The 25,816-nt window shown below is 45.9% G+C and carries 14 protein-coding genes; 2 read left to right on the plus strand and 12 right to left on the minus strand.

Annotated features, from left to right (window positions below; all coding sequences use genetic code 11):
* Positions 1 to 547: 547 nt before the first annotated feature.
* Positions 548 to 4,900, minus strand: coding sequence for an alpha-1,6-glucosidase domain-containing protein (locus GMES_RS10065; RefSeq protein WP_006992564.1), 4,353 nt, complete (start codon positions 4,898 to 4,900; stop codon positions 548 to 550).
* A 73-nt stretch (positions 4,901 to 4,973) separates the two neighbouring features.
* Positions 4,974 to 8,006 carry a TonB-dependent receptor gene (locus GMES_RS10070; RefSeq protein WP_006992565.1) on the minus strand — a complete coding sequence of 1,011 codons (3,033 nt, stop codon included), beginning with the start codon at positions 8,004 to 8,006 and terminating at the stop codon, positions 4,974 to 4,976.
* A 562-nt stretch (positions 8,007 to 8,568) separates the two neighbouring features.
* On the opposite strand from GMES_RS10070, the gene GMES_RS10075 reads away from it, so the two are divergent.
* The gene (locus GMES_RS10075) at positions 8,569 to 10,416 is read left to right on the plus strand and encodes a glycoside hydrolase family 13 protein (protein ID WP_039987158.1); all 1,848 of its coding nucleotides are present in this window, start codon (positions 8,569 to 8,571) and stop codon (positions 10,414 to 10,416) included.
* 67 nt (positions 10,417 to 10,483) lie between these two features.
* On the opposite strand, the gene GMES_RS10080 is transcribed toward GMES_RS10075, so the two are convergent.
* The 3 genes from GMES_RS10080 to GMES_RS10090 all read right to left on the minus strand — a co-directional run bounded on the left by GMES_RS10080 (position 10,484) and on the right by GMES_RS10090 (position 16,413).
* Positions 10,484 to 11,986: a tryptophan halogenase family protein gene (locus GMES_RS10080; protein ID WP_006992567.1), complete on the minus strand. Its 1,503-nt coding sequence runs from the start codon at positions 11,984 to 11,986 to the stop codon at positions 10,484 to 10,486.
* On the minus strand, positions 11,986 to 13,476 hold the full coding sequence (locus GMES_RS10085; protein ID WP_006992568.1) for a tryptophan halogenase family protein: 1,491 nt from the start codon (positions 13,474 to 13,476) through the stop codon (positions 11,986 to 11,988). The genes GMES_RS10080 and GMES_RS10085 overlap by 1 nt, the downstream gene beginning before the upstream one ends.
* Positions 13,477 to 13,611: 135 nt before the next feature.
* The gene (locus tag GMES_RS10090) at positions 13,612 to 16,413 is read right to left on the minus strand and encodes a TonB-dependent receptor (RefSeq protein ID WP_006992569.1); all 2,802 of its coding nucleotides are present in this window, start codon (positions 16,411 to 16,413) and stop codon (positions 13,612 to 13,614) included.
* Positions 16,414 to 16,781: 368 nt separating this feature from the next.
* Here GMES_RS10090 and GMES_RS10095 point away from each other — a divergent pair, with 368 nt between their 5' ends.
* Positions 16,782 to 17,816: a cupin-like domain-containing protein gene (locus tag GMES_RS10095; protein WP_006992570.1), complete on the plus strand. Its 1,035-nt coding sequence runs from the start codon at positions 16,782 to 16,784 to the stop codon at positions 17,814 to 17,816.
* Positions 17,817 to 18,173: 357 nt separating this feature from the next.
* On the opposite strand, the gene GMES_RS10100 is transcribed toward GMES_RS10095, so the two are convergent.
* The 7 genes from GMES_RS10100 to thiC form a co-directional block, all read right to left on the minus strand.
* Positions 18,174 to 18,551: a VOC family protein gene (locus GMES_RS10100; protein ID WP_006992571.1), complete on the minus strand. Its 378-nt coding sequence runs from the start codon at positions 18,549 to 18,551 to the stop codon at positions 18,174 to 18,176.
* Positions 18,552 to 18,735: 184 nt separating this feature from the next.
* Positions 18,736 to 19,962, minus strand: a complete 1,227-nt coding sequence (locus GMES_RS10105; RefSeq protein ID WP_006992573.1) for a HesA/MoeB/ThiF family protein — start codon at positions 19,960 to 19,962, stop codon at positions 18,736 to 18,738.
* On the minus strand, positions 19,962 to 21,662 hold the full coding sequence (gene thiE / locus GMES_RS10110; RefSeq protein ID WP_006992574.1) for a thiamine phosphate synthase: 1,701 nt from the start codon (positions 21,660 to 21,662) through the stop codon (positions 19,962 to 19,964). The genes GMES_RS10105 and thiE overlap by 1 nt, the downstream gene beginning before the upstream one ends.
* A 2-nt stretch (positions 21,663 to 21,664) precedes the next feature.
* Positions 21,665 to 22,465, minus strand: a complete 801-nt coding sequence (locus GMES_RS10115; RefSeq protein ID WP_006992575.1) for a thiazole synthase — start codon at positions 22,463 to 22,465, stop codon at positions 21,665 to 21,667.
* A 1-nt stretch (position 22,466) separates the two neighbouring features.
* Positions 22,467 to 22,664: a sulfur carrier protein ThiS gene (thiS, locus tag GMES_RS10120; protein WP_006992576.1), complete on the minus strand. Its 198-nt coding sequence runs from the start codon at positions 22,662 to 22,664 to the stop codon at positions 22,467 to 22,469.
* On the minus strand, positions 22,658 to 23,890 hold the full coding sequence (locus tag GMES_RS10125) for an FAD-dependent oxidoreductase (protein WP_006992577.1): 1,233 nt from the start codon (positions 23,888 to 23,890) through the stop codon (positions 22,658 to 22,660). The genes thiS and GMES_RS10125 overlap by 7 nt, the downstream gene beginning before the upstream one ends.
* A gap of 3 nt (positions 23,891 to 23,893) precedes the next feature.
* Entirely contained in the window at positions 23,894 to 25,780 is a 1,887-nt protein-coding gene (gene thiC / locus GMES_RS10130) for a phosphomethylpyrimidine synthase ThiC (protein WP_006992578.1), read from the minus strand.
* Positions 25,781 to 25,816 lie beyond the last annotated feature (36 nt).

The following is a 25,816-nucleotide window of genomic DNA, read 5'->3' on the forward strand; positions in this document are numbered from 1 at the left end:
CGCTTATTATCGAGCATGTCGTATATGTAACTTCTCGATTCCGTTTTTTTTCGTCATTTTAAGTTCTTACCTTCTGATTTTATTCAGTATTTTTACTATCGTACGAGTAAAGCCACTCGAAGTTGCAAAAGCAAAAGGAGACCTCGGTTTAACGAGACTTTTCTGCTTCCTATTAAAAACTATGTGAAAAATATTTCCCATAGTTAAATTAATAACTTAGCGTTTTCAAGAAAAACAAAGCGAGATCAACCAAAATTACATAATAGGAAGCGACATGGGCATTATTCATTAAATCTGATTATACCTGCTTTTTTATACAGGCCATTTAATTTGGTTGAATCCTATTAATCGAATCTGATAGATCAAGTTAAAACCTATTCATCTAATACCAACACCATGGAACAATTATCACTCTACCTAAAAACAAAAAACGCGATAATGAATATCGCGTTTTTGATTTGATAAAGCTTTGCTTATTTTCGTTTAGCTAAAGCTTTATCGCTTGGTCGTACAACTTAGTTAAAGCTGCAAAGTAACCACTACATTGCTACAACTGCGTCACCGTGACTGTTGGGGCTGATGGGTCAGGCCCGACTACGCTAAAACGATAAGTAGCACTTGTTGGTATATCAATCATCAAATTGGCTCCGGCATAAGTCAGCTGCTTAGCGTCGCCGACGACAACTTGGGTGTCATCCCCTACACCACCCAAATCTATCGTTGACCAATCGCCCGTGGCAATTTTGAATTCGTAACTGCCCGCGTCAATTGCAATATCAACGGTGTAGCTACCATCAGCATTGAATACGAGCGCATCAACTTCACCCCAGCCATTCATCCCACCGCGAATAAAGACCGTATTTTCACCAAACATCTCGGCGTCAAATATACTGAGCGTCGGTGCTGCTTTATCATTGGCATCAAATACAAAGGTGTATTTACCATCATCGTTAAAGGTGACTGTCATATTCGAGCCGCCTGGCGCGAGCGCCTTGCCTTGGCCTACCGTCACATTCACGTCAGCATCTGCTGAGCCAAAGTCCACCGTCGACCAGTCTGCGGAAGCCACTTTGAACTCGTATGAGCCAGCTGTCACCTCAATAGTTCTGCTGTACTGCCCCCCAATCGCATAGTCCATCGGGTCATCTTCACCCCAGCCATTGAGCGAGCCGCGCACAAATACAGTAGTGCCAAAAAACGGCTCTTCGTTATCCACTGTTAATACCGGTGCTGATTTATCACTGGCATCTAAGGTAAATTTAAGCACCCGAGTTTGGCTTAGCGATAACTGTAAATTCGCGCCGCCAGCGATTAAGGTTTTATCGGCACCAAGCGCCACAGATTCATCGCCATTATTGGCGCCAAAATCCACGGTTGACCAATCAGCTGAAGCCACTTTGAACTCGTAATCACCGGGCTCAATGCTAATCACTGCGGCGTAAACACCATCGCCTTGATATGCTATTTCATCTACTTCACCCCAGCCATTCATTGCACCGCGCACGAACACAGAGGTGCTGCCATAAGGTACAACATCTGGTGCACCTGATGTTGCATAAGCCGATAAACCCACACCTTGCGCACCCATTTGTGGTTTAACAAATACGGCAGTGGTCAATGCAGGTACAGTGAACATGCCCTTGCCTTCGTTATCCCCTTCACCTTGGGCAAAGCTTGCTCCTCGCACTTGGCTATCAACCGAGTTCATTAACACTGAATGTAACTCAAAGCCTTCTGCGGTGGGCACGCCATGGGTTTGCTGTTCACTGCTGCTGTTAACGATTACCACTAACGCATCAGCCATTGGGTCTATGTCAGCTCGTAGTGTTTGATTTTCTTCCGCCTCGCCATTGTCAGCCGCTATGCCATCATCAATACTCATCACAATCAAACCTTGGGTTTGACGGGCGCCGATATTATGAAAGCCAATACGGTCGATAATGTCGTTAGCAGTGGTTAAGCGAAATAACGCTGATGAGCTACGTATTTTGAGCAATTCATTAAACACATTAGATGCAAACTCAATTTCGGTCATGCTGGCTGCGCGCTCAGGGCTGTAAATGAAATTAGCCATTTCTGCCCAGCGACCTTCGTTATCTTGGGCTAACGGTAGCCCCACCAGCCAGTTATTACTGTTCATGGTGAAATCTACGTAGTTAAACCAATCGCCTGCATCATAGGTGTTGCGATCCATCGATTTAGAGCGCAAAAAATCCCCACCTAATTGAAAGAACGGAATACCTTGAGACATCAAAGGAAGGGTCGCAGCAATATTCTGCGCCCGTACCCGTTCGGCCAAGGTCATATCGTTAGGTAAGGTGTACTGCAATTGATCCCATAGGGTTTCATTATCATGCTTTGACACATAGTTGATGATGTCAGCGGGGTCAGTTGCGTAGCCGCCTATATTACTGGTGGCTGACGCTGTCCCTTTATAATCTTCCAAAACATAGTCAGTTAACGTGCCTGCTAGGCTCATTTTAACATTATCTTGTGCTGCTAATGCGCTATCGCTTGGCTCAGTGCTGAATATTTGGCCTTGGCGCACGGCTTCGCGAATGCGGTCGTTGTAGGTGCCAATTTGTGTGCCTGCCATATTAATCTGCGTGGCTTGCTCGTAGCCTCTGTCTTCTTTTATCCAGCCTTCACCATAGAAGTAGTTGTCCTCATCAACGGCTTTTACTGCAGATTCTAAGCGCAACATGGTGTCTTTGGTGGCTTGGCTCATAATGTCAAAACGGAATGAGTCAAACTTGTACTGCGTGGCCCACATCACCAAGGAGTCTTGCATGAACTTTTCCATCATGCGATTGCGTGGCTCGGTGTCGTCACAACAGGTTTCGCGCACGATACCACCGGTAACTGTGTCGTATCTGTGATAATAACCAGGCACGACTTTATCCAGTACTGATTTGCCATTTAAGCCAGACGCATTAGTGTGGTTGTACACCACATCTAGCGCTACTCGCATGCCCATTTCATGTAATGATTGATTCATCGCGCGCATTTCTTTTATACGCGTTACACCATCCGCGTCAGTGGCATAGCTCCCTTCTGGCACATTGAAATGATACGGGTCATACCCCCAGTTAAAGCGATCATCGCCGCGCATTTGCTCTGTTAATGCTTGGGCTTTTTGCGGTTCAGCGATGGCATCATAACTGTCAAACACAGATTGCAGGGACGCGTCTGCGTTTTCTTCATCGCACACTGCCGCTTGGCGATTCAAGCGGCATAAATCCGCTACAGTGCTGGTTAAATCAACACTTTGGCTTTCATCTTCTTCAACCGTTGCCATATCGTTGGCTGGCAACACATGAAAATGAGTCAAGCCGTTTTCAACTAATTTTGCTAAATGCTGATTTGGCACACTGCCCTGTTCGGTAAACGCCAAATATTTACCGCGATGTTGAGCACTGGTGCTTTCATCGCGCACACTGAAGTCCCGAATATGCCCTTCGTAGATCACGGCATCTTCAGGGTTGGTGATGGTGGGAATAACGTGGGTCTCCCACCCTTCTGGTTTTAAGTCTTCGTCATTCAAGTTGACAAACTGCGAGAAGCGGCTGTTGGTGGATAAGCTTAGCGAGTAAGGGTCGGTTGTGAGCATGGTTTCGAGCAACATAGTCACTGGATGATAGGCCATCACTTCGAAACGGTACAATTGACGGTCTAGCTCTATACCGCCTTCGTAGCGCCATACACCACTGTTGCTATCCAGCTCCATGGGGTAGCTGGCAGTTTCTACTTTTGCATCATTAAACAGTTTCAAACTCACTGATTGAGCAGTCGGTGCCCATAGGTTAACTTGAATCCCCCCATCGGTATAAACCGCCCCCAAACTGGCTTCATCAGCATCATTTTCGCCTTGGGTGTACAGCGAATCTATGGCATTAGCTAACTGAATTTGGGTCGCGCCATTAAGCACACCGTCGGCATCATAAGAGGCCAACACCGCTTGGGTTTTAAGCACCTCTTTTGCCTCATCCGAGCTCCAATCGCCCTCAAACGCAAGCATATTGGCTAAATGTGGCACCCGAGCTTTTTGCTCATCGCTTAGCTCAATTTCTTCAAGCTCAATTGCTGTGCCGCTTAGACCTGTGTCTACATCAACGCTTAAGTCTGCATTGGCTGAGTAATGCAACTTCACTTGGCTAACGGCTGTAGGGTCGATATCCCATAACAAGGTGTTGCTATCTATCCAATGGGCTGCTGCACCATCAATTTTTACGGGTTGAGGCCCTAAAGACACGATAGGGAATTCGAAAATAGAAGCTACGTCTGTGAAGGTAAAATTCATTCTGGCAAAATCAGGATCGTCTTGTGATAAAGGCATTGTAAAATCACCGCCACCAAGCTCTTTGCCGGCGTCATCTGTGCCTACGTGAATAATGAAATTACCGCACGCACCCAGTGTGCCAGCGTAATCAGGTTTTAATTCAAGTACCCAGTACGCCCCATAATTGGGATCGATGCCTGAGTGTTCGCGGCCATTCGCCCAATCAGTGTCAGTATCGGCGTAAGCGTCACACGCATCGTTGTTCCAAGTATGTAAACGATACCCAGTGTAAGATTCGTCATTGGCGCTGTTATCAGCGCCCTTTGCAGCTAAGTTAAAATACAGTACGGCTTGGTCCATGGCGGGGCTTGCCATAGGTGCGGGTGCTGTGGGGTCAGCCCCTACCACACAAGATTCGTTTAACGCGTCTGGCACGGTTGGCGGCGCGCAGCTTATGGGCTCTGGGGCCACACAACTGGTGCCAGTGGCATCGGGCACATTAGGAATGCTACAGGTTAGTAATGTGGTGCCGGGCTCAGAGCCTGAACCACCACAACCTGAAAGACTAAGAAAACTGATTGAAATTGCCAACAAAGGCAGGCTATTGGTGCGAGTAAACATACGTTTATACTCCATAATAATTTTTATCCAACACGGCTATAGTTTTATGCCGTGTATTTACATACGTTTTCGATTACAGCGAGTACGTCACGCCCAGAAATATCTGGCGACCAAAGTACTGAATGGTCCCCGTTTGGGCTTCACTGCCGAAGTAACTTTTGGTTGGCTCGTCGGTCAGGTTATTCACTTGAAATAACATGCCGAGATTCTCGTTGATGTTGTACGATGCCTGATAATCAATCACTGTTTCTGAATCGAAATTAACCACCTGCTCGTTCACCGCTACCTGCTTTGACACAAACGCATCACGCCAGCGCACACTTAATCGTGTTTCGAAATCTTCGTACTCCCAGAACACCGTGGCCGCGACGACATTTTCAGATAAACCGGGCAAAGTTTGCTCTACCGATGCACCGCCTAATGTAGTTTGGGTTTGAATTTCACTCTCTGTGTAGGAATAACTTGCGCTCATGCCCAAACCCGACCAAATGTCAGGAAGAAACGAGTAAATTTGCGTATATGACAACTCCGCGCCGCGAATATAGCCGCCCTTGTCGTTGTTGACGGCGGTTTCATAGCCGCCATTTTCAGTGGGCACTTGCACCGATAAGCGTGAACCATCATCATTAAATAATGGCTCACCTTCTTCATCTGTCACCAATACGGTGATGTCTGCCGGGATGGTGAATCCGTTACCGGTAAAATCAAACGGGTCTTCTTTAAAGGTGTTAATGAAAGACTTAATGTCTTTGTAAAATAACGCCGCAATGAAGGCACCATCGGTATCTTCAAAGTATTTCTCGTAAGAAATATCGTATTGATCAGCATAGAACGGACGAAGGTACGGGCTGTTAGTGGCACTGCCAGATATAACTGCCGTCGGTTTTGACAAAACAATCTCGCCAGTATCTTGGTCTCGAAACGCTTGTACGTCTTCCACCCGCAAGGTGGCGTTGGCAAACAAGCGATTGATTGGCGCTCGGCCAAGCACTTTCGCCGCAGCAAAGCGCAATTGCTCACTGTCAGATAGCTTAAAATTCAGGTTGATTGAAGGTAGGTAATCTCGGTATTTATCAGTCAGCAATGCTGGACGATAAAAGTCATTCACCAAGCCAGCATCATCCGTAATAAATTGAGCACCGTTGGCTGGGTTACCTCGAGTATCGATGACTTCACCTGTATCTGGGTCAATGATGTCTTCGGACACGTCTTGCAGTACTGTGGATGATTGCTCTGTTTCCACCATGCGCACACCCACGTTTCCGGTAACGGGTAAGCCAAACAGCTCAGTATCTATGTTTGCCATAATGTAAGCAGCGGTGACCTTTTCAAACACTTTACCGCTTTCAAGCATTGTCCAGCTGGTGTTAGGCCCCTCGCCCGGTCCGTTTATCACGCCTGGGCTACCCGCCCCCCACGTTTTAACTGGTTGTGGTATGCCAGAGGGGAACCACGCATTGAGCGCTGAATTTAAGTCGATAGAAAGATAGCTAGGCAAGTAACTAAAATCGCCTTCCCAATCGACCACCTCCACCATATCGTCGGTTAATCTAAGAGGTGGCTGGCTGGCTGAAAAGCTAGAGTCGCTGCCATATTCGAATACTGAACGGTCATTACTGTATTCACGATCAGAGTAGCGCATACCAAATTCGACCGAAGATAAAAAAGCGTTGTCGTCTATCTCATAGGTCAAATCAAAGCGATAAGCATTTAACTCATCTTCGTTTTCATAGGGGTAAATACCGTATTTTGTGACCATCACCCTATCTAAATCTGTGAAGGCTTCGGCTTGGCTAAAGCCTACATCGGGTAAATCTAAACCGTGTAACAGGTAACTAATGGAGATATCGCTATCAAAAACGGGTAGCTCAGCGTTGGCATCTTCCCCCACTAGCGCCCACAACAAGCCGTTTCTAAAATCACTCTTAGCAACTGACTGTGACACATCAAACGCCAGGGTTAAGTTGTCTGTTGCTTGCCAATCGGCGTTTATGCCATAACTGGACACTTGGTCGTAGTCTTGGTTGTCATCGTTGACCAGCTCCACCCGGGTAAAGCTTTGTGATGTGCGATTAAACGTACCACCTATAACGGCGTTGCCATTTAGCACAGGGTTGGCTACAGCGGCCGATGCACCACCTAGCTTGACCCGAAACCCACGGGCAAATTCTTCAGAGTCAAATTTTGAGAAAAACGCATCCGCTTTTAGGGTAAAGGTATCAACGGGTGTCCACTCAATCGCGCCCATATAACCGTCACGTGTTTCTTCGCCGCCTTTGTGTTGTAACTCAAAGCCCTCGCCTAGAAACTCTTCGTCACCATCATTATCCACGTCTTTAGTGGCGTTATAGGCAAGGCCTACAAACTGAGTCGAAACGCTGGGCTGAAACAAGCGTGCATAGCCAAGGGCTACCCCTAAGGTATCGTCTAAATACTTACCTTGATAAGACAAACTTAAACGATGTCCAAACTCTTCTGCATCAGACACCTCACCGGCTCTGTCGTTAAACATGCCGCGAGCATTAACATTAAAAGTATGTTGCTGATCGTTACTCAACGGGCTGGCTGTTTGCAGCTCAACGCTACCGGCCACACCGCCTTCAATCAGCGATGCTTTAGGGGATTTATACACAGCTGCGGATGAAATTAGCTCGGACGGGTATTGATCGAATTCTATAGAGCGTGAACCACTAGTGGACACTTGTTCCCGGCCATTGAGGGTCGAGAATACAAAATCACCTGACATACCACGAATGTTGATCTCGGCTGCTTGGCCGCCGGTTCTCACAGCTGAAATACCGGGCAATCGGGTCAATGCATCCGCCATGGACACATCAGGCAAGCCGCCTAAATCATCCGCTGAAATTTGCTCAGATACGGTATCGCTAAAACGTTTCTGATTAAGTGATTGAATTAGGCTGGTGGCGAAGCCCCTGACCTCTATTCGTTCGAGTTCTTGGCCTTGTTTTTGTTCGTCTATTTCATTAGCAGATTCTGCTGTTACTGGTTCGTCGACAGATTGCTGTGCTAACGCTGAACCCGTGATAAACGCGGTGCCGCTTGCCAGCAGCGCCGCGGTAATCAAATTCGGTGTGAATCTTTTCATGCGTGTGTCCCATTACGTATGGCGAACGTTCGTTTCACACTTTCTTGGTTATTTTTTAACGCAAGATAAGTGTTATTTTTTGAAACGAAGAGCACCTTGTTGTTTCCAGCTTAAGATGTTAACGCCAAGTTAATTAACATCACAATGCACTGCATACGTATTCAACAATAAATTAACAAACCATCAATTAGACTTTTTTGAAAATTTCAATATCGATGCAAACTTTGCAATTTTAGGCACAATTTAATTCAAATTCGGCCCACAGGAATGGACTTTCAGTAAGACTAAGAGCAATAGAAGAAACCAATTTAGATTATTAATGACTTGGATTTTTAAACTAAGGGCCGCTCATTAACAGACTAGAGAGAGCTGAATACGTATGCAGTATGTAGCAATGTTTTTACATAAGTTTTACCTTCTAGTCCTTAATTTCACTTTGCCCTCAGATTTACAGTACGCACAGTGTGCCTCGATTAAAACGCCGAAAAAACACCACATGAAGAGCCGAAAAAGCGATGTCAGATAATCTTTATCCATAAAGAAAAACCACAGTGAGAATACAATGATAAAACTCATAAATTTGTTAATACTTACCATCGCTTTCACGGCGAATGCAAATCAGGTGATTAAGAAAGTAGAACCGGAAAATTGGTGGGTTGGAATGAAAAACCCGGCCCTGCAAATATTGCTCTACGGTGACAACGTAGGCCATTTAACGCCTAGCTTTTCAAAGAAAGGCGTCAGTTTAGAAAAGGTCGTCAATGTTAAAAACCCGAATTATCTTTTTCTGTACCTAAAGCTTGATAAGAATGTTCAAGCAGGCACTTTTCAAATCAACTTGCGGGATGACAGCAAAGTCGTTAGCAGCATTTCTTATTCACTATTAACGCGTGAAGAGGACTCGGCGAATAGGCAGGGTTTTGATAACTCTGATGTGATGTATCTTATTACCCCTGACCGTTTTGCCAATGGTGACCCTAGCAACGACGATATTGAAAACATGCTTGAAACCAGCGACAGAGACGATACCAACGGGCGTCATGGTGGTGATATCGAAGGTATAAGACAGAGCTTAGACTATCTATCAGATATGGGTTTTAACGCAATTTGGTTAAACCCAGTACTTGAAAATAACATGCATGAATACTCGTACCATGGCTATGCGGCTACAGATTTATATAAAGTCGATGCTCGCTTTGGAAGCAATGAAGAATATAAAGAGTTTATTGCTGAAGCGGACAGCAAGGGAATTAAGGTCATTATGGACATGATCTTGAATCATGTAGGTTCAGAGCATTGGTTTGTGAAAGACAAGCCGACCGATGATTGGATCAACTTTGGCGACAGTTTTGTTAGTACCAGTCACAGAAGAAATACCATTCAGGACCTTTACGCTTCGAATAACGACAAAAAACACTTTTCCGATGGCTGGTTTGTAAAAACAATGCCTGATTTAAATCAGCGCAATGAATTACTTGCCGACTACCTAATTCAAAATACCATTTGGTGGATTGAGTACGGGGGACTCTCAGGCATTAGAATGGACACCTATCCCTACCCCGACAAGGACTTCATGTCAGATTGGACATGCAAGGTCATGAACGAATATCCACGCTTTAACATTGTCGGTGAAGAATGGGTAAACGAGCCAAGTATCGTTTCCTACTGGCAAAGAGGAAAGGTCAATCACGATGGTTATAAGTCGTGCTTACCCAGTTTGATGGACTTTCCCCTGCAAGACGCTCTAACGCGTGCGTTAACAGAAGAAGAAAGAACTTACAGCAGTGGCTTAATCGAATCCTATAAAATGTTAGCCCGTGATTTTTTATATCCAGATCCAGATGCGCTGGTTATTTTTCCAGACAATCACGATATGGATCGATTCTTTACTCAAGTAAACGAAGACGTCGACTTGTTTAAGATGGGATTAGTTTACATTTTGACCATGCGCGGAACACCTCAGCTTTATTACGGTACGGAGATCCTGATGAATAACTCAGAAGCAAAAGATAACCATGGCGTTATTCGTTCAGATTTCCCAGGTGGATGGGCTGGTGACAGCATCAACGCTTTTACCGGCAAGAATCTAACAACGGAACAACGTGAGACTCAGAATTACCTGAAAACACTGCTTAACTGGCGCAAAGATACTAGCGTTATTCACACCGGTAAGCTGATGCACTTTACTCCTGAAAATGGGCTTTATGTTTACTTTCGATACAATGATGATGAAAAAATCATGGTGGTAATCAATAAACATGAAACATCCACTTCCCTTGATCTATCGCGCTATGAAGAAATGCTGTCTGATAGAGCTTCAGCAAAGAATATCCTCACGGGCAGCGTTATAGCCTTGGATAAAACCCTCACTGTTGCGGGTAAGACAGCTTCGATTTTAGAGGTAAAATAAGCGTCATGCACCGCCTGTTAGGGTCTAAACAGGCGGTTTCTTTGTATATCAGTACTTTTAGAATGGTTTAATGGTTATGTAAATTCGTTCTGTGGTCTTCAAAATTCAACGCACAACCATGCAAAAACGATTCAATCTTCTGCTCTAAATATAAATCACCACTGCCAGGCTGTTTTGTCGCCAGAGGCGGAAATGCCCCATAGCCAGCTAACAAGCAATTCCACGATACGGCATTAAAATGGGTCGAGAGATCTTGGCGCTTTATCTCCGCTTCTAAATCTCCGCGCTTATACCAAACATCCAATATTTGTAACAGTGACTCAGACAAGTGCATATTGTTACGGTTTGCGCGCCAATACTCACTGTCGTTGCGGGTATTGAGCTTATAATGCGCTACGATGTAATCACGGGTTCGCTCGGTTCTGTGTTGCATTTTAGCGTTGTATTGCCCTTGCAAACGATTGGTGAAACCACCCTCTTCAAATTCTAATATGAATTGCTCAATGGATATCTGCGTAAGGTGCAAGGCGGTAGCTTCAAGCGGCTCAATAAAGCCTGCTGAGAGCCCAATACCCAAACAGTTGTTTTGCCACTGCTGCGCTAACGCCCCCACCTTCATGGATAAATGCCGGCAATCGCTATCCTCACTCAGATTTAGGTGCTGTTTTAACTCACGCTCAGCTTGGCTTGAATCGATAAAGTCCGAGCTGTAAACATAGCCGTTACCAAATCGATTGGTCAGGGGGATTTTCCAGCACCAACCCGCTGATAAGGCCGTGGATGTGGTCTCAACCGGAATATGTTCGCTTATGGGCGTTGGCACCACAACCGCTGAGTCATTAAATAGATTGTCTTTGTAACTGTTAAATTTAACGCCCAGTGTTTTTTGCATGAGAGCGCTGGAAAACCCGCTGCAATCTACAAACAAATCACCGTTTATTACCATGCCCTCTTTACAGTGCAGCTCTGCGATATCACCGTTGGGGTGCTGTTTGATACTTTCTACGTTTGCTTGCACGTGCTCTACACTTAGGCCGATAGCATGTTGCTGTAAAAAAGCACCTAACAAATGGGAGTCGAAGTGATAACCGTATTCGATATTAAACGGAAAGTTGTCCGGCGTTTGTGGGCCTTTATTTTGCTTAGCCAGTACGCCATTGAGTAAGAAGTCGTCAGGATTTGTGTGGGTATCAAGCCCAAGTCGACGCGTCCGAGCGTTCACCATAAATGCCCGTTGGGTAAAGGTATCAAGCTGTGAGATAAATGGGTGACTATAACGCTTGATACCAGATGCCGGGCTAAAGTCTTCGAAGGCGATATTCATTTTGTATGTGGCGTTGCATTGGGGCATCCAGTCGCCATCAGCAATACCCAGCATGCTAAAAAAGCGTTTTAAAGTGGGGGTCGAGCCCTCACCTACCCCAACAATGCCGATATCTGGGGATTCAACCAAAGTAACACGCAGAGACTTGTCATTTAATTTACCTGCCCACTTGTGGGCAAATAAATTCGCCGCCATCCACCCAGCGGTACCGCCTCCTAAAATAACGATTTTAAATGGTTGTGCCATCACGTTACCTTACAGAAATGCTTTAGAAACTCGTCATGACTTGGCAGGCTCGTCAATGGCTCTTGCTTCACCTCACACATTTTATTGAGCATATTAAGAAGTTGCGGTTCAGAGAGGTTATTGGCGATGGGGTGATAGTCGTTGGGCTCTATCCCTTGGCCAACCATTACTTGTAACCAAGAGCTCTCTAAAAACAAATCGTTCTGCTCTCTGAACAGCTTGCCGGTTTGCTTAAACAGCGCCATTTTATGAGCCAATGAAGCTGGAATATCCATGCTTTGTATGTTTCGCCAAAATTGGCTGTCATCGCGCTCTGTCAAATGATAATGCAGCACCAAAAAATCACGTATCTGGGTGTATTCTAGTTCTGATTGATGGTTGAATTCATCTACCGCTGCGCTATCGATTCCCTGATGAGGGAATAAATGAATTAAGCGCACGATAGCAGATTGAATAAGGTGAATACTGGTAGACTCAAGGGGCTCTAAAAAACCACTAGCGAGCCCCACAGCAACCACATTCTTGTGCCACTGCTTACGCCTGCGCCCCGTTTTAAAATGTATGACTTTGGGGTCGCCGATGGGCGTTGAATCCAAATTATTCAGCAATGAGTGGGTCGCTTCATCATCGCTCATATGCGAGCTGCAATACACTAAGCCATTACCATTTCTGTGCTGCAAGGGAATGCGCCATTGCCAACCCGCTTTATGGGCAATGGCCCGTGTATAAGGCACAGTTTTGTCGAATCGTTCAGAAGGCACAGCCACTGCGCGATCGCAAGGCAGTAAGTGCGTCCAATCGTCATATCCGACACCAAGAGTTTGTTGAATAAGCAAACCACGAAACCCAGAGCAATCAACAAATAAGTCACCGTGAATTTGCTGGCCGTCTTGCAAGGTAACACCAGCAATATCCCCTGACGGATGTTGCTGAACGGATTCAATCATGCCTTCAATGCGTTTAGCGCCTAGCTTCTGACAATAACGTCGCAAAAATTGCGCGTACAATGAAGCATCAAAATGATAAGCGTAGGGTAAATCAAGTACCGGATCTTGCGCTTTTATATGAGCGAATTTGCCTTGGGTTGCACACAGGTAGTTTAAATCGTAATCCCAAATAGTTGACTCGTGACCAAGGTTCTTAGCACGATTCACAAAGTGGTGAAAATGACAGAACGCCATACTTTTACCTGGCGAGCCGAATGTATGAAAATAGCTTTCATTGGGTGTACGCCAATTCTCGAACTTAATCGCTAATTTGATGGTGGCTTTGGTTTCTCTTAAAAACTCTGCTTCGTTAATACCCAAAACTTGATTCACTAAGCGTATGGGAGGAATTGTCGCTTCACCAACGCCAACGGTGCCAATGGCTTCGGACTCAACCAAGGTAATGTTAATAGAAGTACCTACGACTTTTTGCAGTAACGCAGCCGTTAACCAACCTGCTGTTCCGCCGCCTACTATGACTACATTTTTAATTACTTGCTTCATCGAATCACTTTAAACAGAAAAACCCCATCTAATGTATATATAACCAGATGGGGTTTGAAATTAAAAGCGCTGCACATAGCGCTTTAGGTTAAGAGGCGCTGAGTGACTGCCCCGTTTATCGCCATGCTTGCCTAATTAAAAGGTGTAATTGAAACCTAATAAGTAGTTAGCCCCAAATGATTGGTAGCGCGTCACTAAGCGGCCATCGTTTGGTGCTGCTTGAACCGTATCTTCGTCGGTTAAGTTTTGTGCTTGTAACGTCACTCGTAACCCGTATAAAGACTCGATACCAGATTCACTGAAGTCATAACCAATCTGCGCATCCCAAAGCTCGCCACCTTGGTCAGTTGCATCAACCAAAGACAAACTTAAACCACGTTGTTCTGTCAAGAACGGGTCTCGCTTAGTACCTGAAATACGCACTTCGAAGCCGTTCATTTCATAGTACGCAGTCAAACTATACGACTCTTCTGATAAGCCTGGAATACGTGTATCTGTTTGACCAGGTGCAGCGTCCAATTTGCCATCCATGAAGGTGGCGCTAGCGAACATACCAAAGCCATCTAAGCTTTCGTGGATCATGTTAAACGGCAAGCTTGCTTGGAACTCGTAACCACGCACAAAACCTTCGAAACCATCTAGTACAGATGATACGCCACCTAAGAATGTCACTGGTGCTGAGCCATCAGATGCTTGGTGTAGTGTCGGAATGTAAACGTCTGAAAAGTCAGCAACCACACTGGTGTCACGGTGCCAGTTTTTGATGTCTTTAAAGAAGAATGACATTGCAAAATAGCCATCATCAGCGAAGTAGTTCTCATAAGACAAGTCAAATTGATCAGCTTCTAACGGTTTAAGCTCAGGGTTACCAGAACTTCCCCCCCAAGGCCCATTGGCTGGATCTGGGTTAGCAATTTGGTTATCGTTGAATGCAAAAGTAGCCTGAGTATTTGGTCGCATATCATCCATGCGCGGTCGACTGATGACTTTTGATAATGCAGTACGGATAAACTGACCTTCGTATATCTCAGCACTTAGGTTCAGCGTTGGTAATACATCAGTATAATCAGCCCCGCCCGTCACTGGAACCGCTATTGTCATGCCATCAACATCGCTGGTGGTACTAAAACCAGTTGATGATTGGTCTGCATTAACGACTTGCAAGCCCACATTACCTTTGATGAATACATCGCCTATCTCGGTATTAATATCAAGTTTGGCAAATACTGTGGTCAGTTGCTCTTCTACTTCATAAGTGTCGCCTAAGCGCTCGTTTTGCACTAAACCTGCATCTGTTGCTGTATAATAACCGCTGTTATATAGACCTAAACTGTCGTAACCAAGCACACCATTAATGCCGATAAAATCAAGGTTGATTGCGCCTACCGGATCAGGGATTGGACCTTGGCCTGGGTACTCAGGTGCCGTTAAATAGGAACCATTGTTAATTTTTGACTTGGAGCGGTCAGAGTAATTGATACCCACATTAAGGTTGGTGAAAATACCCCACTCTACAAATCCGTCAACTTCAAAACGAACGCTGTCGAGCTTTTCTTCAAACACCGGCTCATTCACGAAGCCATCTTGAGCATCTGAACCGATAATCGGTGCCCCCCAAGCTTGCGGGCCTGCTAAACTAATTAAGCTAGGGTCGGTTAAATCAACACCAGGTAGCGTTGGATGGTCCCCATACACCGCACCGGTAGAGGTCATTGTCCACGAGCGTGGTGAAATAGGACGACCATCAAGGCCTGCACGACCAACACCTGAATAACTTTCGATGTCAGTAATGGTTTTATCCACTTTACCACTTGATAAATCGGCAGATACCGTCCAGTTTTCGTCAAGCTCATAAGCGACATTCAAACCAAAGGTGGTTAACTCGGCGTTTTGCTCTTTTGCATCGTTACGCACCACTGAATAGAAACCATCGTGATAGCCTTCAGTCACTAAACCGTCTTCTACTTTTGTGATGGTGTAATCAACACCACCCCACTCTGGGCCACCTTCTTCTAGCCCACGTTTTACGTCATTTTCAACAAAATCGATATAAAGGGCATCAAGTTGCACAGTTAGTTTGTCAGACGGTGCCCATTGAATAACAGCAGCGATAGAGTCACGTTCAAGTAACGCTGAGCGCGCTAAAGAATCGTGGCCGCCTAGAATAAGTGTCCCTTCTGGTACTTCGACACCTGGGGCAGCGTTTTCAGGATTGGCAGTTGCGTAACCCCAGCCACCAAATTGCTCTTCCTGGCGCGGTGATTCCATAGTAGCAAGTGTTAACGCTACGCCTATGGTGTCATCAGCGAAAGAATCTACGTAGTTGAATGATAAACGATGGCCGTCATTGTCAAAATCTGGGTTGGCTGAGTCTTCTGCGTTTTTCTCGAATGAGCCGTTAAGCGTAATGCTTTGTTCCATACCCAGTGGCTTAATGGTTTGAAGATCAACCGTGCCGCCTATACCTTGATTAATCAAGCCTGCTTCTGGTGTTTTATAAACAATGATGTTTGATACGATTTCTGTTGGGTATAAATCAAATTCAACCCCGCGGTTATCGCCCATGCCCAATAACTCACGGCCATTCATTGACGTACCGATGTAGTTTTCGTTGAAACCACGAACAGATAAGCCACTGGTACGCCCGTTTCTGCGCTCACCAGCTAGGCCAGGCAAACGTGCTAATGATTCTGCAACACTGGTATCAGGCAATTTACCAATATCTTCAGCTGATAACACTTCCACAATAGAGGTGTTATCCATCTTTATTGCTTGGGCACGCATCAAGCTACCGCGAATACCCGTGACCTGAATCACTTCAGTGTCGTCGCCTACGTCGGCTGCTTCTTCTTGGGCAAATGCGGCTGGTGTGATACCAAATGCAAAACCGCTAGTGATTAGCGCGGCCTTGATTAAATTAGGTTTAAAATTTTTCATGTGTATATATCCCGTTTTTAGACCCAAACGTAAACCTGTGTGGCGGTTAACAACTTGTAGTCAAATGTTACAACTTTGTTCTAGTTGCCGGAATAGTACAGCCTCGACTATCAATGCCTCAATGTCTTGCATACGTATTCAGTAAAAATACACAACATAATTTTAACAGCCTCTTGTTAGCCTGGCACTCTGCACACCTTGTAAGGTATTGTTTTAATAGTAATAAATGGACTCGGGCCGAAAAGAAATGAAAAATTCATGTTAATGTTGCTTCGTCTTTAAATCGACTCTTATGTCTATTCTTGTACAATTTTCGATGCTAGCCTTCCTTTACATTGACCCATAAAACAGAACCAAGCGTTAACGTTATGCAAAACAATTCATTTGATATTGAGAATCTTCCCCAACCTCGTGTGCTGGAATCCAATGATAGTGAAGATTTATTGCACATGCTCAACGCTGATTATTCACCTGCGGTGATACGCGGCTTTGCTAATAATTGGCCCTTGGTGAATGCAGCTAAACATTCCGATAACGCACTTTGTGAATATCTAACGAGCGTTGCCAGTAATGCAATATTGCCGCTTATCATCCTTCCTGAGGCAACCCAAGGACGGATGTTCTACAGCGATAACCTCACGTCGATGAATTTCCAAAAGGCCCAAGGTACACTGCAACAGGCACTTGGGCATATGACGCACTATGCCAATTCAGATGCAAAATTAGCTGTTGATAGAGTGTGTGTGCAAAGTGCCCGAATAAGAGATGTGCTGCCCAAGCTCGAGTCTCAACTTACCAACCCGTGTTTGCCTGACACACACCCATTTATCTGGTTGGGTAACCCAGTTACTGTGGCACCGCATTTTGACGAAGCCCACAACATCGCCATTGTTGCAGGGGGAGTAAGACGCTTCACGCTTTTCCCACCAGAGCAGATAGACAATCTATATATAGGCCCAATCGAGCATACCCCAGCGGGTCAACCCGTGAGTTTGATTGATTTACGGAATCCAGATTTATCTCGATTTCCAAAGTACGACGAAGCTTACCGACATGGGTTATCAGTGGAATTGCAGCCTGGCGATGCTATTTATATTCCATCACCTTGGTGGCACAGCGTTGAGTCTCAAAGCAAGATTAATGTATTAGTTAATTACTGGTGGAGCGGCAATTATGTCAGTAGCGCGCTGCCTTTTCCTGTGTTGATCCATGCAATACAAGCGTTAAAACATTTACCAGAAGAGCAGCAAGACGCATGGAAGCACATGTTAGAACACTATGTCTCTAATGATGATGCGAACCACGAGCACATACCGCCTTTAGTGCGAGGGATCTTAGGTAGCAAGAACCAAAATGTGATTAACCGAGCCCACCAGTGGTTGATTCAAAAGTTGGGGCGTTAATGACCATTTGAGTGACGGCACAAATTGTAATACCAACCCCAGTAAATAATTAACCATTCAGCGAAAATATAAAAGGGCGTAATAAAGGCGCTTGAATAATAGCGCTTTATTAAAACTGAACTATTGCTCTTTCAAGTTTGAGCAACACAGAGTAAGTCCTTTTTAAAATTCGCCCGAAGGGAATTCTGAGAGCGCACTTATTTATTGAAGTTGGTATTGATATAAGCCATAAGGTCGGAAAGCTTTAACGTTGAAGGTTGTAAGTTTGCCACTGAACATAAAAACATGGCGCAACTCTTTACGTGCTGTACCTGCTGCGCCTCGTTAAATTTAATACAGTGTAAATAAGCTCGCTCTTTACTGCTGAGAATGCAGGCCGAACATATTGCCTTCAGTGTCGGTTACTAGGGCGCAGAAGCCATGTTCTCCTAACGACATTTTTGGGCGTTCAACCTTACCACCTGCGGCCTCTACTCGGCTTTCTTCCTTGGCACAGTCTTCACACGCGAAATACACTAACGTGCCATTGCCGCCTGGGCTAAAACCGTCCATTTTTACCAACGCCCCAGAGGCACCGTAATTCTCCATGTCTGAGGGAAATACTAACATTTTCGCATTGCCGTCTGTAGGATCGCTTAGCGATTCCAGTTCAACCGCTAATACCGTTTGATAAAACGCTTTCGCTCGTGGCATGTCATCTACATGTATCTCAAACCAACCTACTGGATTAATCATCGTGTATCCTCTTGTTGCTCGCATAAGTGAGTCATGATTTTTGTCGCTGTGTGCTTATTTAGCAAGCTCATAAAAAGATTATTTACTGATGAGTCACCACCAAAATGGAGCACAATTTTTAGCATCATATAACGCCGTCAGTGTTTGCAACCGCTCAAAGATTAGTAACCATCATCGGTTATCGTCACCCCTCTTGCAGTTTTTCAACCAATTTAGGGTGACGAAGTAACTCGCCCAAGCCGCCCTCTAAGCTATACACCCTTCCATACCCTTTTGCTTGCAGCAGTGCAGCCGCTTCGTAGCTGCGTTTACCAGACTGGCAATAGATAAAAATAGACTTGGTTCTCTCAGCATGTTTTGCGTGAAATACGTCGGTAAAGTCATCACTTAAGGGCAGGCATTGGCCGCCAATATTAAAACCTCGGTGCTCATCTGCACTTCGCACATCGAGTAGAACAGCGTGCTTTCTCACTGCTGAGTCGCTACTGCCTTTCAAATTTCTCACGGCCAATAGCTGCTGAACAAACACCTGGGGGCCTAATGCTAATAATGATTTTTCGGCTTCATGTATGTTCACCTCATCATCTGAGGTCGACGTATTCAATTCCGCCTGTTTAGTCTCGTTGCTTTGCTTGTAACGCAATGCCTTTTTAGCCGCGCCACGATCGCTGGGCGCACAGGCGTCGCACTGTGGGTTTTGTTGTAAGCTGATACTGCGAATTTGGTTGTTTTTACCAGAAAACAAATGCATTCGACTTAGGTTTTCCTGTTGAGGGTTAAGTAAATATTCTAAGCAGGTATTAGCTTGTAATAATCCTACTAAGCCAGGCAAGGTACTGAGCACGCCCGACGAATTGCAATCCGCAATATCAGTGGGCAAATCGTGAAATACACAGCGGAAGCATGCGCTACTTGGCATAAAAAGCGCTAGTTGGCCTTCAAGCCCGAGTACGCTGGCATAGACCCACGGTTTACGATGAGCAAGACAGGCCTCATTGAGTAGCAAACGCGTCGTAAAATTATCAGTACAATCGAGAACGATATCGACCTTGGCAATCAATTCATCGATATTCGACGCACTAAGGTGAGTGGTTATATCTGATACGGATATAAACGGGTTGTTCTGCTTAACTCGGTCTGCTGCAACACTGGCTTTTGGTTTTCCTATATCCGAAAATGCGTATAACACTTGGCGATGCAAATTAGATTGAGAAACACTGTCGCCATCAATAATGGTAATGTTACCAACACCAGCAGCCCCCAAATACATAACCACCGGGCAACCTAACCCGCCAGCACCAACAACCAGCACCTTGGCATTTTTTAGGCAAAATTGCCCTTCAATACCCACCTGCTCTAGCTGTATATGGCGTTGATATTGCTGCCACTCACCCGCGCTGAACAAGCTCATTAGGACAGTGCTCTAAGCAAAGATTGTGTCACTTTGATGGGGTTAGCGGCTTGGGTGATATAGCTGATCATGGCAATACCCGATACACCAAGCACGTGGATCGATTTTGCACGATCAAGATCAATTCCGCCAATGGCAACCACAGGGTAATCTAATAGTTGTTGCCAGTAGGCTAGCTCAGTTAATCCTTGGGGGATCCAAGGCATGTCTTTGCTTTGTGTGGCGAAAACCGGTCCGTAGGCAATATAAGAAGGTTTCAGCGCATGGGCTCGCGCTACTTCATAATGACAATGGGTACTAATGCCTAAACGCAATCCCGCTTCTAACAATTGGTTAATTGGGTTCGATTCATCTTGAGCGGCAGCGACTAAATCTTCTTGGCCTAAATGCACGCCATAGGCCCCGTGCTTAATAGCTAATTGCCAATAATCGTTGATAAACAAACGACACTTGAAGTGCTTTGCTATTTCAACTGCTCGTTTGATTTCCTCTTCTAATGGCTGTCCAGTTAAATCTTTCACTCTAAGTTGAATGGTAGAAACCCCAAGCGGCAATAACGTTTCAAGCCAGAGTGCACGATCGACAACGGGATATAAGCCAAGCGGTTCATCGCCAATACTGGGAAATGACTTCTGTTGTCTCTGTGATACGAGAAAACTAAGCGCGTTCGTCTCCATCAAAGGCTCATTATATAGACGGGGTAAACTGCGCGGGCTTGCAGGAAAACAACGGATTTCGACGCCGCCTTTATCATGGGTGTCTTCATAATTATCTTCATCTTCGTAATTTGAAACCTGCTTAACTTGGGAGCCTTTATTATGGGTGTCTTCGTAATTATCTTCGTAATTCGAAATCTGCTTATCATGGGTGTCTTGATAACGCACGTTACTGGCGAGTAGGCCTTTTGCATTAAATAGCCCTTGGGTGATGGCCATTTTCCCTATGACAATAGCGTCTTTTAAGCAATAACCTAGGGCAATGGCGCTGGCTATTGCTGATGCGAGCGCACAGCCGGTGCCTCGTGTATGGGGCGTGTTTATCCGTTCGTTTTGCAGCCAAAACTGCTCTTCTGGGCTGTAAAAGTAGTCTTGACTGATGTGATCAGCATATTGCCAGTGCCCGCCCTTAATTAGCACCGTCTGAGCCCCCATTTCAAACAAGGTTTTAGCTGCTTTTATTATGTCTCTGTCGGTTTCGATATCAAACCCAACAAGCGCTTGAGCCTCAGGAATATTAGGGGTGATCAAAGTACAGTGAGTAAGTAACAGCCTATTGATATTTCTATGGCTTTCGATGTTTTGCTGATCGTGTAATTCAGTGCCACTTGTTGCCGCGCCAACAGGGTCACAAATAAGCGGGATCCCTAGCCCCCGGCGGACGGCGGTAATCTGTTTCGCCTGCGCTTCGCTGGCAATGAATCCGGTTTTAATCACGTTAGGGCGAAATACCGAAACTGCCTGAATTTGTGCGTCGAACATAGCTTTTTCGACGGCGTTAACCGCCAAAACCTGTTGGTTATTCTGTGCAGTAACAGCCGTTAATACGCTCAAGCAATGAACCTGTAAAGCATGCTGTACTTTTAAATCCATCTGCATGCCTGCTAAACCCGCGCTGTCGCTGCCAGAAAAGGTTAAAACCGCCGGTTTTATGCCGCTATCTAGCGATTTTGGGTCGCTGACTATTGCTTCATGGCTTATCATGCTCAGCCACCTCGATCATCTTTGTCTTGGTGCCAAAATGGCGTTCCCAGCACAGGCGTACTGGGTTTCGCTAGGTCCCGTTGTTGAATAACACCTGCTTCAAAGCCACTTCGCCCTGCGGCAATACCATCTCGAAAAGCTTGGGCCATTAAAATAGGGTTTTGCGCCTCGGCCACGGCCGTATTGAGCAACACTCCGTCAAAACCTAACTCCATGGCTTGCACAGCATGAGAAGGCGCGCCGAGACCTGCGTCAACAATCAAGGTGGTATCGGGTAACCTCGCTCTGAGTGTTTTGAGGGCATAAGGGTTGATTAAGCCTCGACCTGTGCCAATTGGCGCCCCCCACGGCATGACGATATTACACCCAGCGCTAACTAATCGTTCGGCTAACACTAAATCATCTGTGGAATAGGGAAAAACTTCAAAGCCCTGCGCTATGAGCTCTTTAGTCGCCTCAAGTAAGGCGAAGGGGTCGGGTTGTAAGTTGTACTCATCACCCAGCACCTCGAGTTTTATCCAGTGGGTGTTGAATACCTCTCGCGCCATGATCGCAGTATGAATGGCGTCTTTAGCGCTATAGCAGCCAGCAGTGTTGGGCAGTATATGGCAGTTTAGGCTTTTAATATGTTGCCAAAAACTGTCGCCGCCTTTTAGCCCGGGGGATTGGCGACGCAACGAAACAGTGACAACTTGCGCACCAGACGCGGCGATAGATTGCTGCATGATGTGTGGTGATGGATATAAAGATGAGCCAATTAAAAAACGGCTATTAAGCGTGTTACCTGCTAATTGCCAACTCATTTTACCCCCCCTGCATGGGTGTGAATGCATCAAGGGCATCTTGCTCTTGCAATATCACATTTTGATGCTGGTCTTTAGGCACAAACTGCCCATTAACGGCTACCGCGCATATAGCGGGCGCATTGAGCTCTAGAAGGACGTCAGGCAATGAACTTTGCGTTACCTTGAACGGCTCGCCGTTAAAGTAAATGGTTAGCATGCTACCTCCTGTATTAAATCTACATACGTTGACTTGAAATCGACATCAAACAGCCTGTTACATGCTTGCTCAGCGAGCATGGGCGCTAACAAGTAGCCGTGACGGAATAGGCCATTGATGCGCATAACCCGCTGATTAAAATGCACTTTAGGTAAGTTATCTGGGTATGCCGGGCGGCAATTTGTCGCAGTTTTTACAATCTTTGCTTCACCAAAACCAGCATCAATTGAATACGCCGCAGACAGTAGCTCAAGCGTCGAGCGAACAGTGATAGGGCCAGTATCTTCGCTTTCGATTTGGCTCGCCCCAATCACAAAATGATGGTTGTGCCGCGGTGCAATATACAGTTTGTACCTTGGATGCATCAGTCGCACTGCGTGCTTGAGTTCTACCTCTGGCGCATACAAGGTGATGACTTCACCGCGAACACCACGTAACTTAGGCATTTGCTGCTCACACGTTTTATCATCGACTGTGTTGTAACTTAACTTAGCCCCCCTTTGGCCAACGACAGACACGTCTTGCTTCGCGCCAAGTCCGCGGCAATCAATTACATAATCAAAAACGTGTTTACCCTCAGGCAAGAAAACCGCTGCGCTATTAGCATCAGCGCTTTGTTGTTCGTTATCAACCCTGAGCACATGCGTATTCGCGTGCCACTTCACAGCAGATTGCTGAAGACAGTCTGCCAGACCTGCCATCACCTCAGCGGTATCAACCCAAGCTTCATTAGGCAGATAAAGAGCGCCTTCAAAGTTATTAGCTAATTGAGGTGCATATTGGTGAAGTGTCGGTTGGGTTAGAAACTGCATGTGCGAAAAGACTCTATCTTGCACGAAATCTGGTAACTTACCGATTAACTGGCGGGAAAACTGCTGAAAATCGGCTTTGTCTTGGCGGTGCGCCACCACTAACGTTCCTCGGTCAAACAGAGTCAAGGGTTTAGCCAGCCGCGAATTTAGAGTGTGGATCACATCCGGCCAGCGTGTTAAAGACGCCAGCCCCATGTGAAACACAGCAAGATCCGCGCTTTCAAGTTCGCTATACGGTGCCAGCATACCTGCCGCTGTATATGCAGCGGCACTGCCACTTTCAATGGGATCTTTATCAAATATGGTGAGCGAAATAGCCTCTTGGCGTTGCAATAATTGCCACGCCATCATTCGACCCATGATACCTGCCCCCACTATGGCAATGCGCATTCCGTTACCACTTTGGTGAGCCACAAGCTACTCCGTCTGCGCCACGTATATCTGTGCACCTGCGGCGGTAAACTCCGCTGACTTACGCGCCATACCGGCTTCAATGTCAGCATTTTTCAAATCCGCTGAATATTCACGCACCTCTTGAGATATTTTCATAGAGCAAAATTTAGGGCCGCACATAGAGCAAAAGTGCGCTACTTTTGCGGCATCTTTAGGTAGGGTTTCATCGTGAAATTCTCGGGCAGTGTCTGGGTCAAGCCCCAGATTAAACTGATCAACCCAGCGAAATTCAAAACGCGCTTTTGACAACAAGTCATCGCGATAACGTGCTCCGGGATGCCCCTTAGCAATATCCGCCGCGTGGGCCGCAATTTTATACGCCATGATCCCTTGTTTTACATCATCCTTGTTCGGCAAGCCCAAATGCTCTTTGGGCGTTACGTAGCAAAGCATTGCGCAGCCGTACCAACCAATAATGGCTGCACCGATGCCACTGGTAATATGATCGTAGCCAGGAGCGATGTCCGTTGTTAAAGGCCCCAATGTGTAAAATGGCGCTTCATGACAGTGCTCAAGTTGCATATCCATGTTTTCTTTAATCATGTGCATAGGCACATGACCTGGACCTTCGATCATGGTTTGCACATCGTGTTTCCAGGCAATTTTGGTCAACTCACCAAGGGTAATGAGTTCAGCAAATTGTGCTTCATCGTTCGCATCAGCAAGTGATCCTGGACGTAAACCATCACCCAGGGAAAAGCTCACGTCATACGCTTTCATGATGTGGCAGATGTCTTCAAAATGGGTGTATAAAAAGTTCTCTTGATGGTGAGCAATACACCATTTCGCCATTATCGAGCCACCACGGGAAACGATCCCTGTCACGCGATCCACCGTCATAGGAATATGATGCAACCGCACCCCAGCATGAATAGTAAAGTAATCTACGCCCTGCTCTGCCTGCTCAATCAAAGTATCGCGAAACACTTCCCAAGTTAGATCTTCAGCAACACCTTTGACCTTTTCCAACGCTTGGTAAATAGGCACTGTGCCCACAGGGACGGGGGAGTTTCTTACGATATAGTCACGGGTAGAATGAATGTTCTTGCCCGTAGATAAATCCATGATGGTGTCACCGCCCCAACGAATAGACCACACCAGCTTTTCAACTTCTTCCTCAATGGAAGAGCGCAGTGCTGAGTTACCAATATTGCCATTGATTTTAACCAAAAAGTTTCGCCCGATGATCATGGGTTCAAGTTCTGTATGGTTAATATTGGCTGGGATAATTGCTCTACCTTCAGCCACCTCTTTGCGCACAAACTCTGGGGTAATGGGCTGCAAGTTAGCCCCGAGGGAGTTGCCTTTTAGTCTCTGATTGCGCTCAGTCGTGGTGAATTCATTGCTTAGTGCTTCACGCGCTTGGTTTTCGCGAACCGCTATGTATTCCATTTCTTTGGTGATAATGCCTTTTCGGGCGTAATGCATTTGACTGACGTTTTTACCCGGCAGCGCGCGTTTTGGTGTGCGCTGCAGGTCACCATTGTAATATTGAAAAGCGCGGGCTTCATCGAAATGCCCGTTATCTTGTGGTTGTACTTCACGGCCTTGATAATGTTCAGTGTCGTTCCGGGATAACACCCACTCACTTCGTACATCAGCAATGCCTTTGTTGACATCTATGTCCACCGTTTCATCAGTATATGGACCCGAGGTATCGTACAAGGTGACGGCGGTTCCGTCGGTTAAACTGATTTCGCGCATAGGCACACGAACGCTAGGATCGTTAGGTGATACCACATACACTTTTTTACTGGCTGGAAGGGGGGTGCGTGTAATTTTTTGGCTTTCAGAGGAGGTGCTTGCAAGTGCGTTAGCGGCCACTTCACTGGAAGAAAGGACAGTGTTCATTTTGTTTTCCTTAAAAAAATACAGGCGCGCGGAAAA

Source organism: Paraglaciecola mesophila KMM 241, assembly GCF_000315015.1.
Classification (GTDB): domain Bacteria; phylum Pseudomonadota; class Gammaproteobacteria; order Enterobacterales; family Alteromonadaceae; genus Paraglaciecola; species Paraglaciecola mesophila.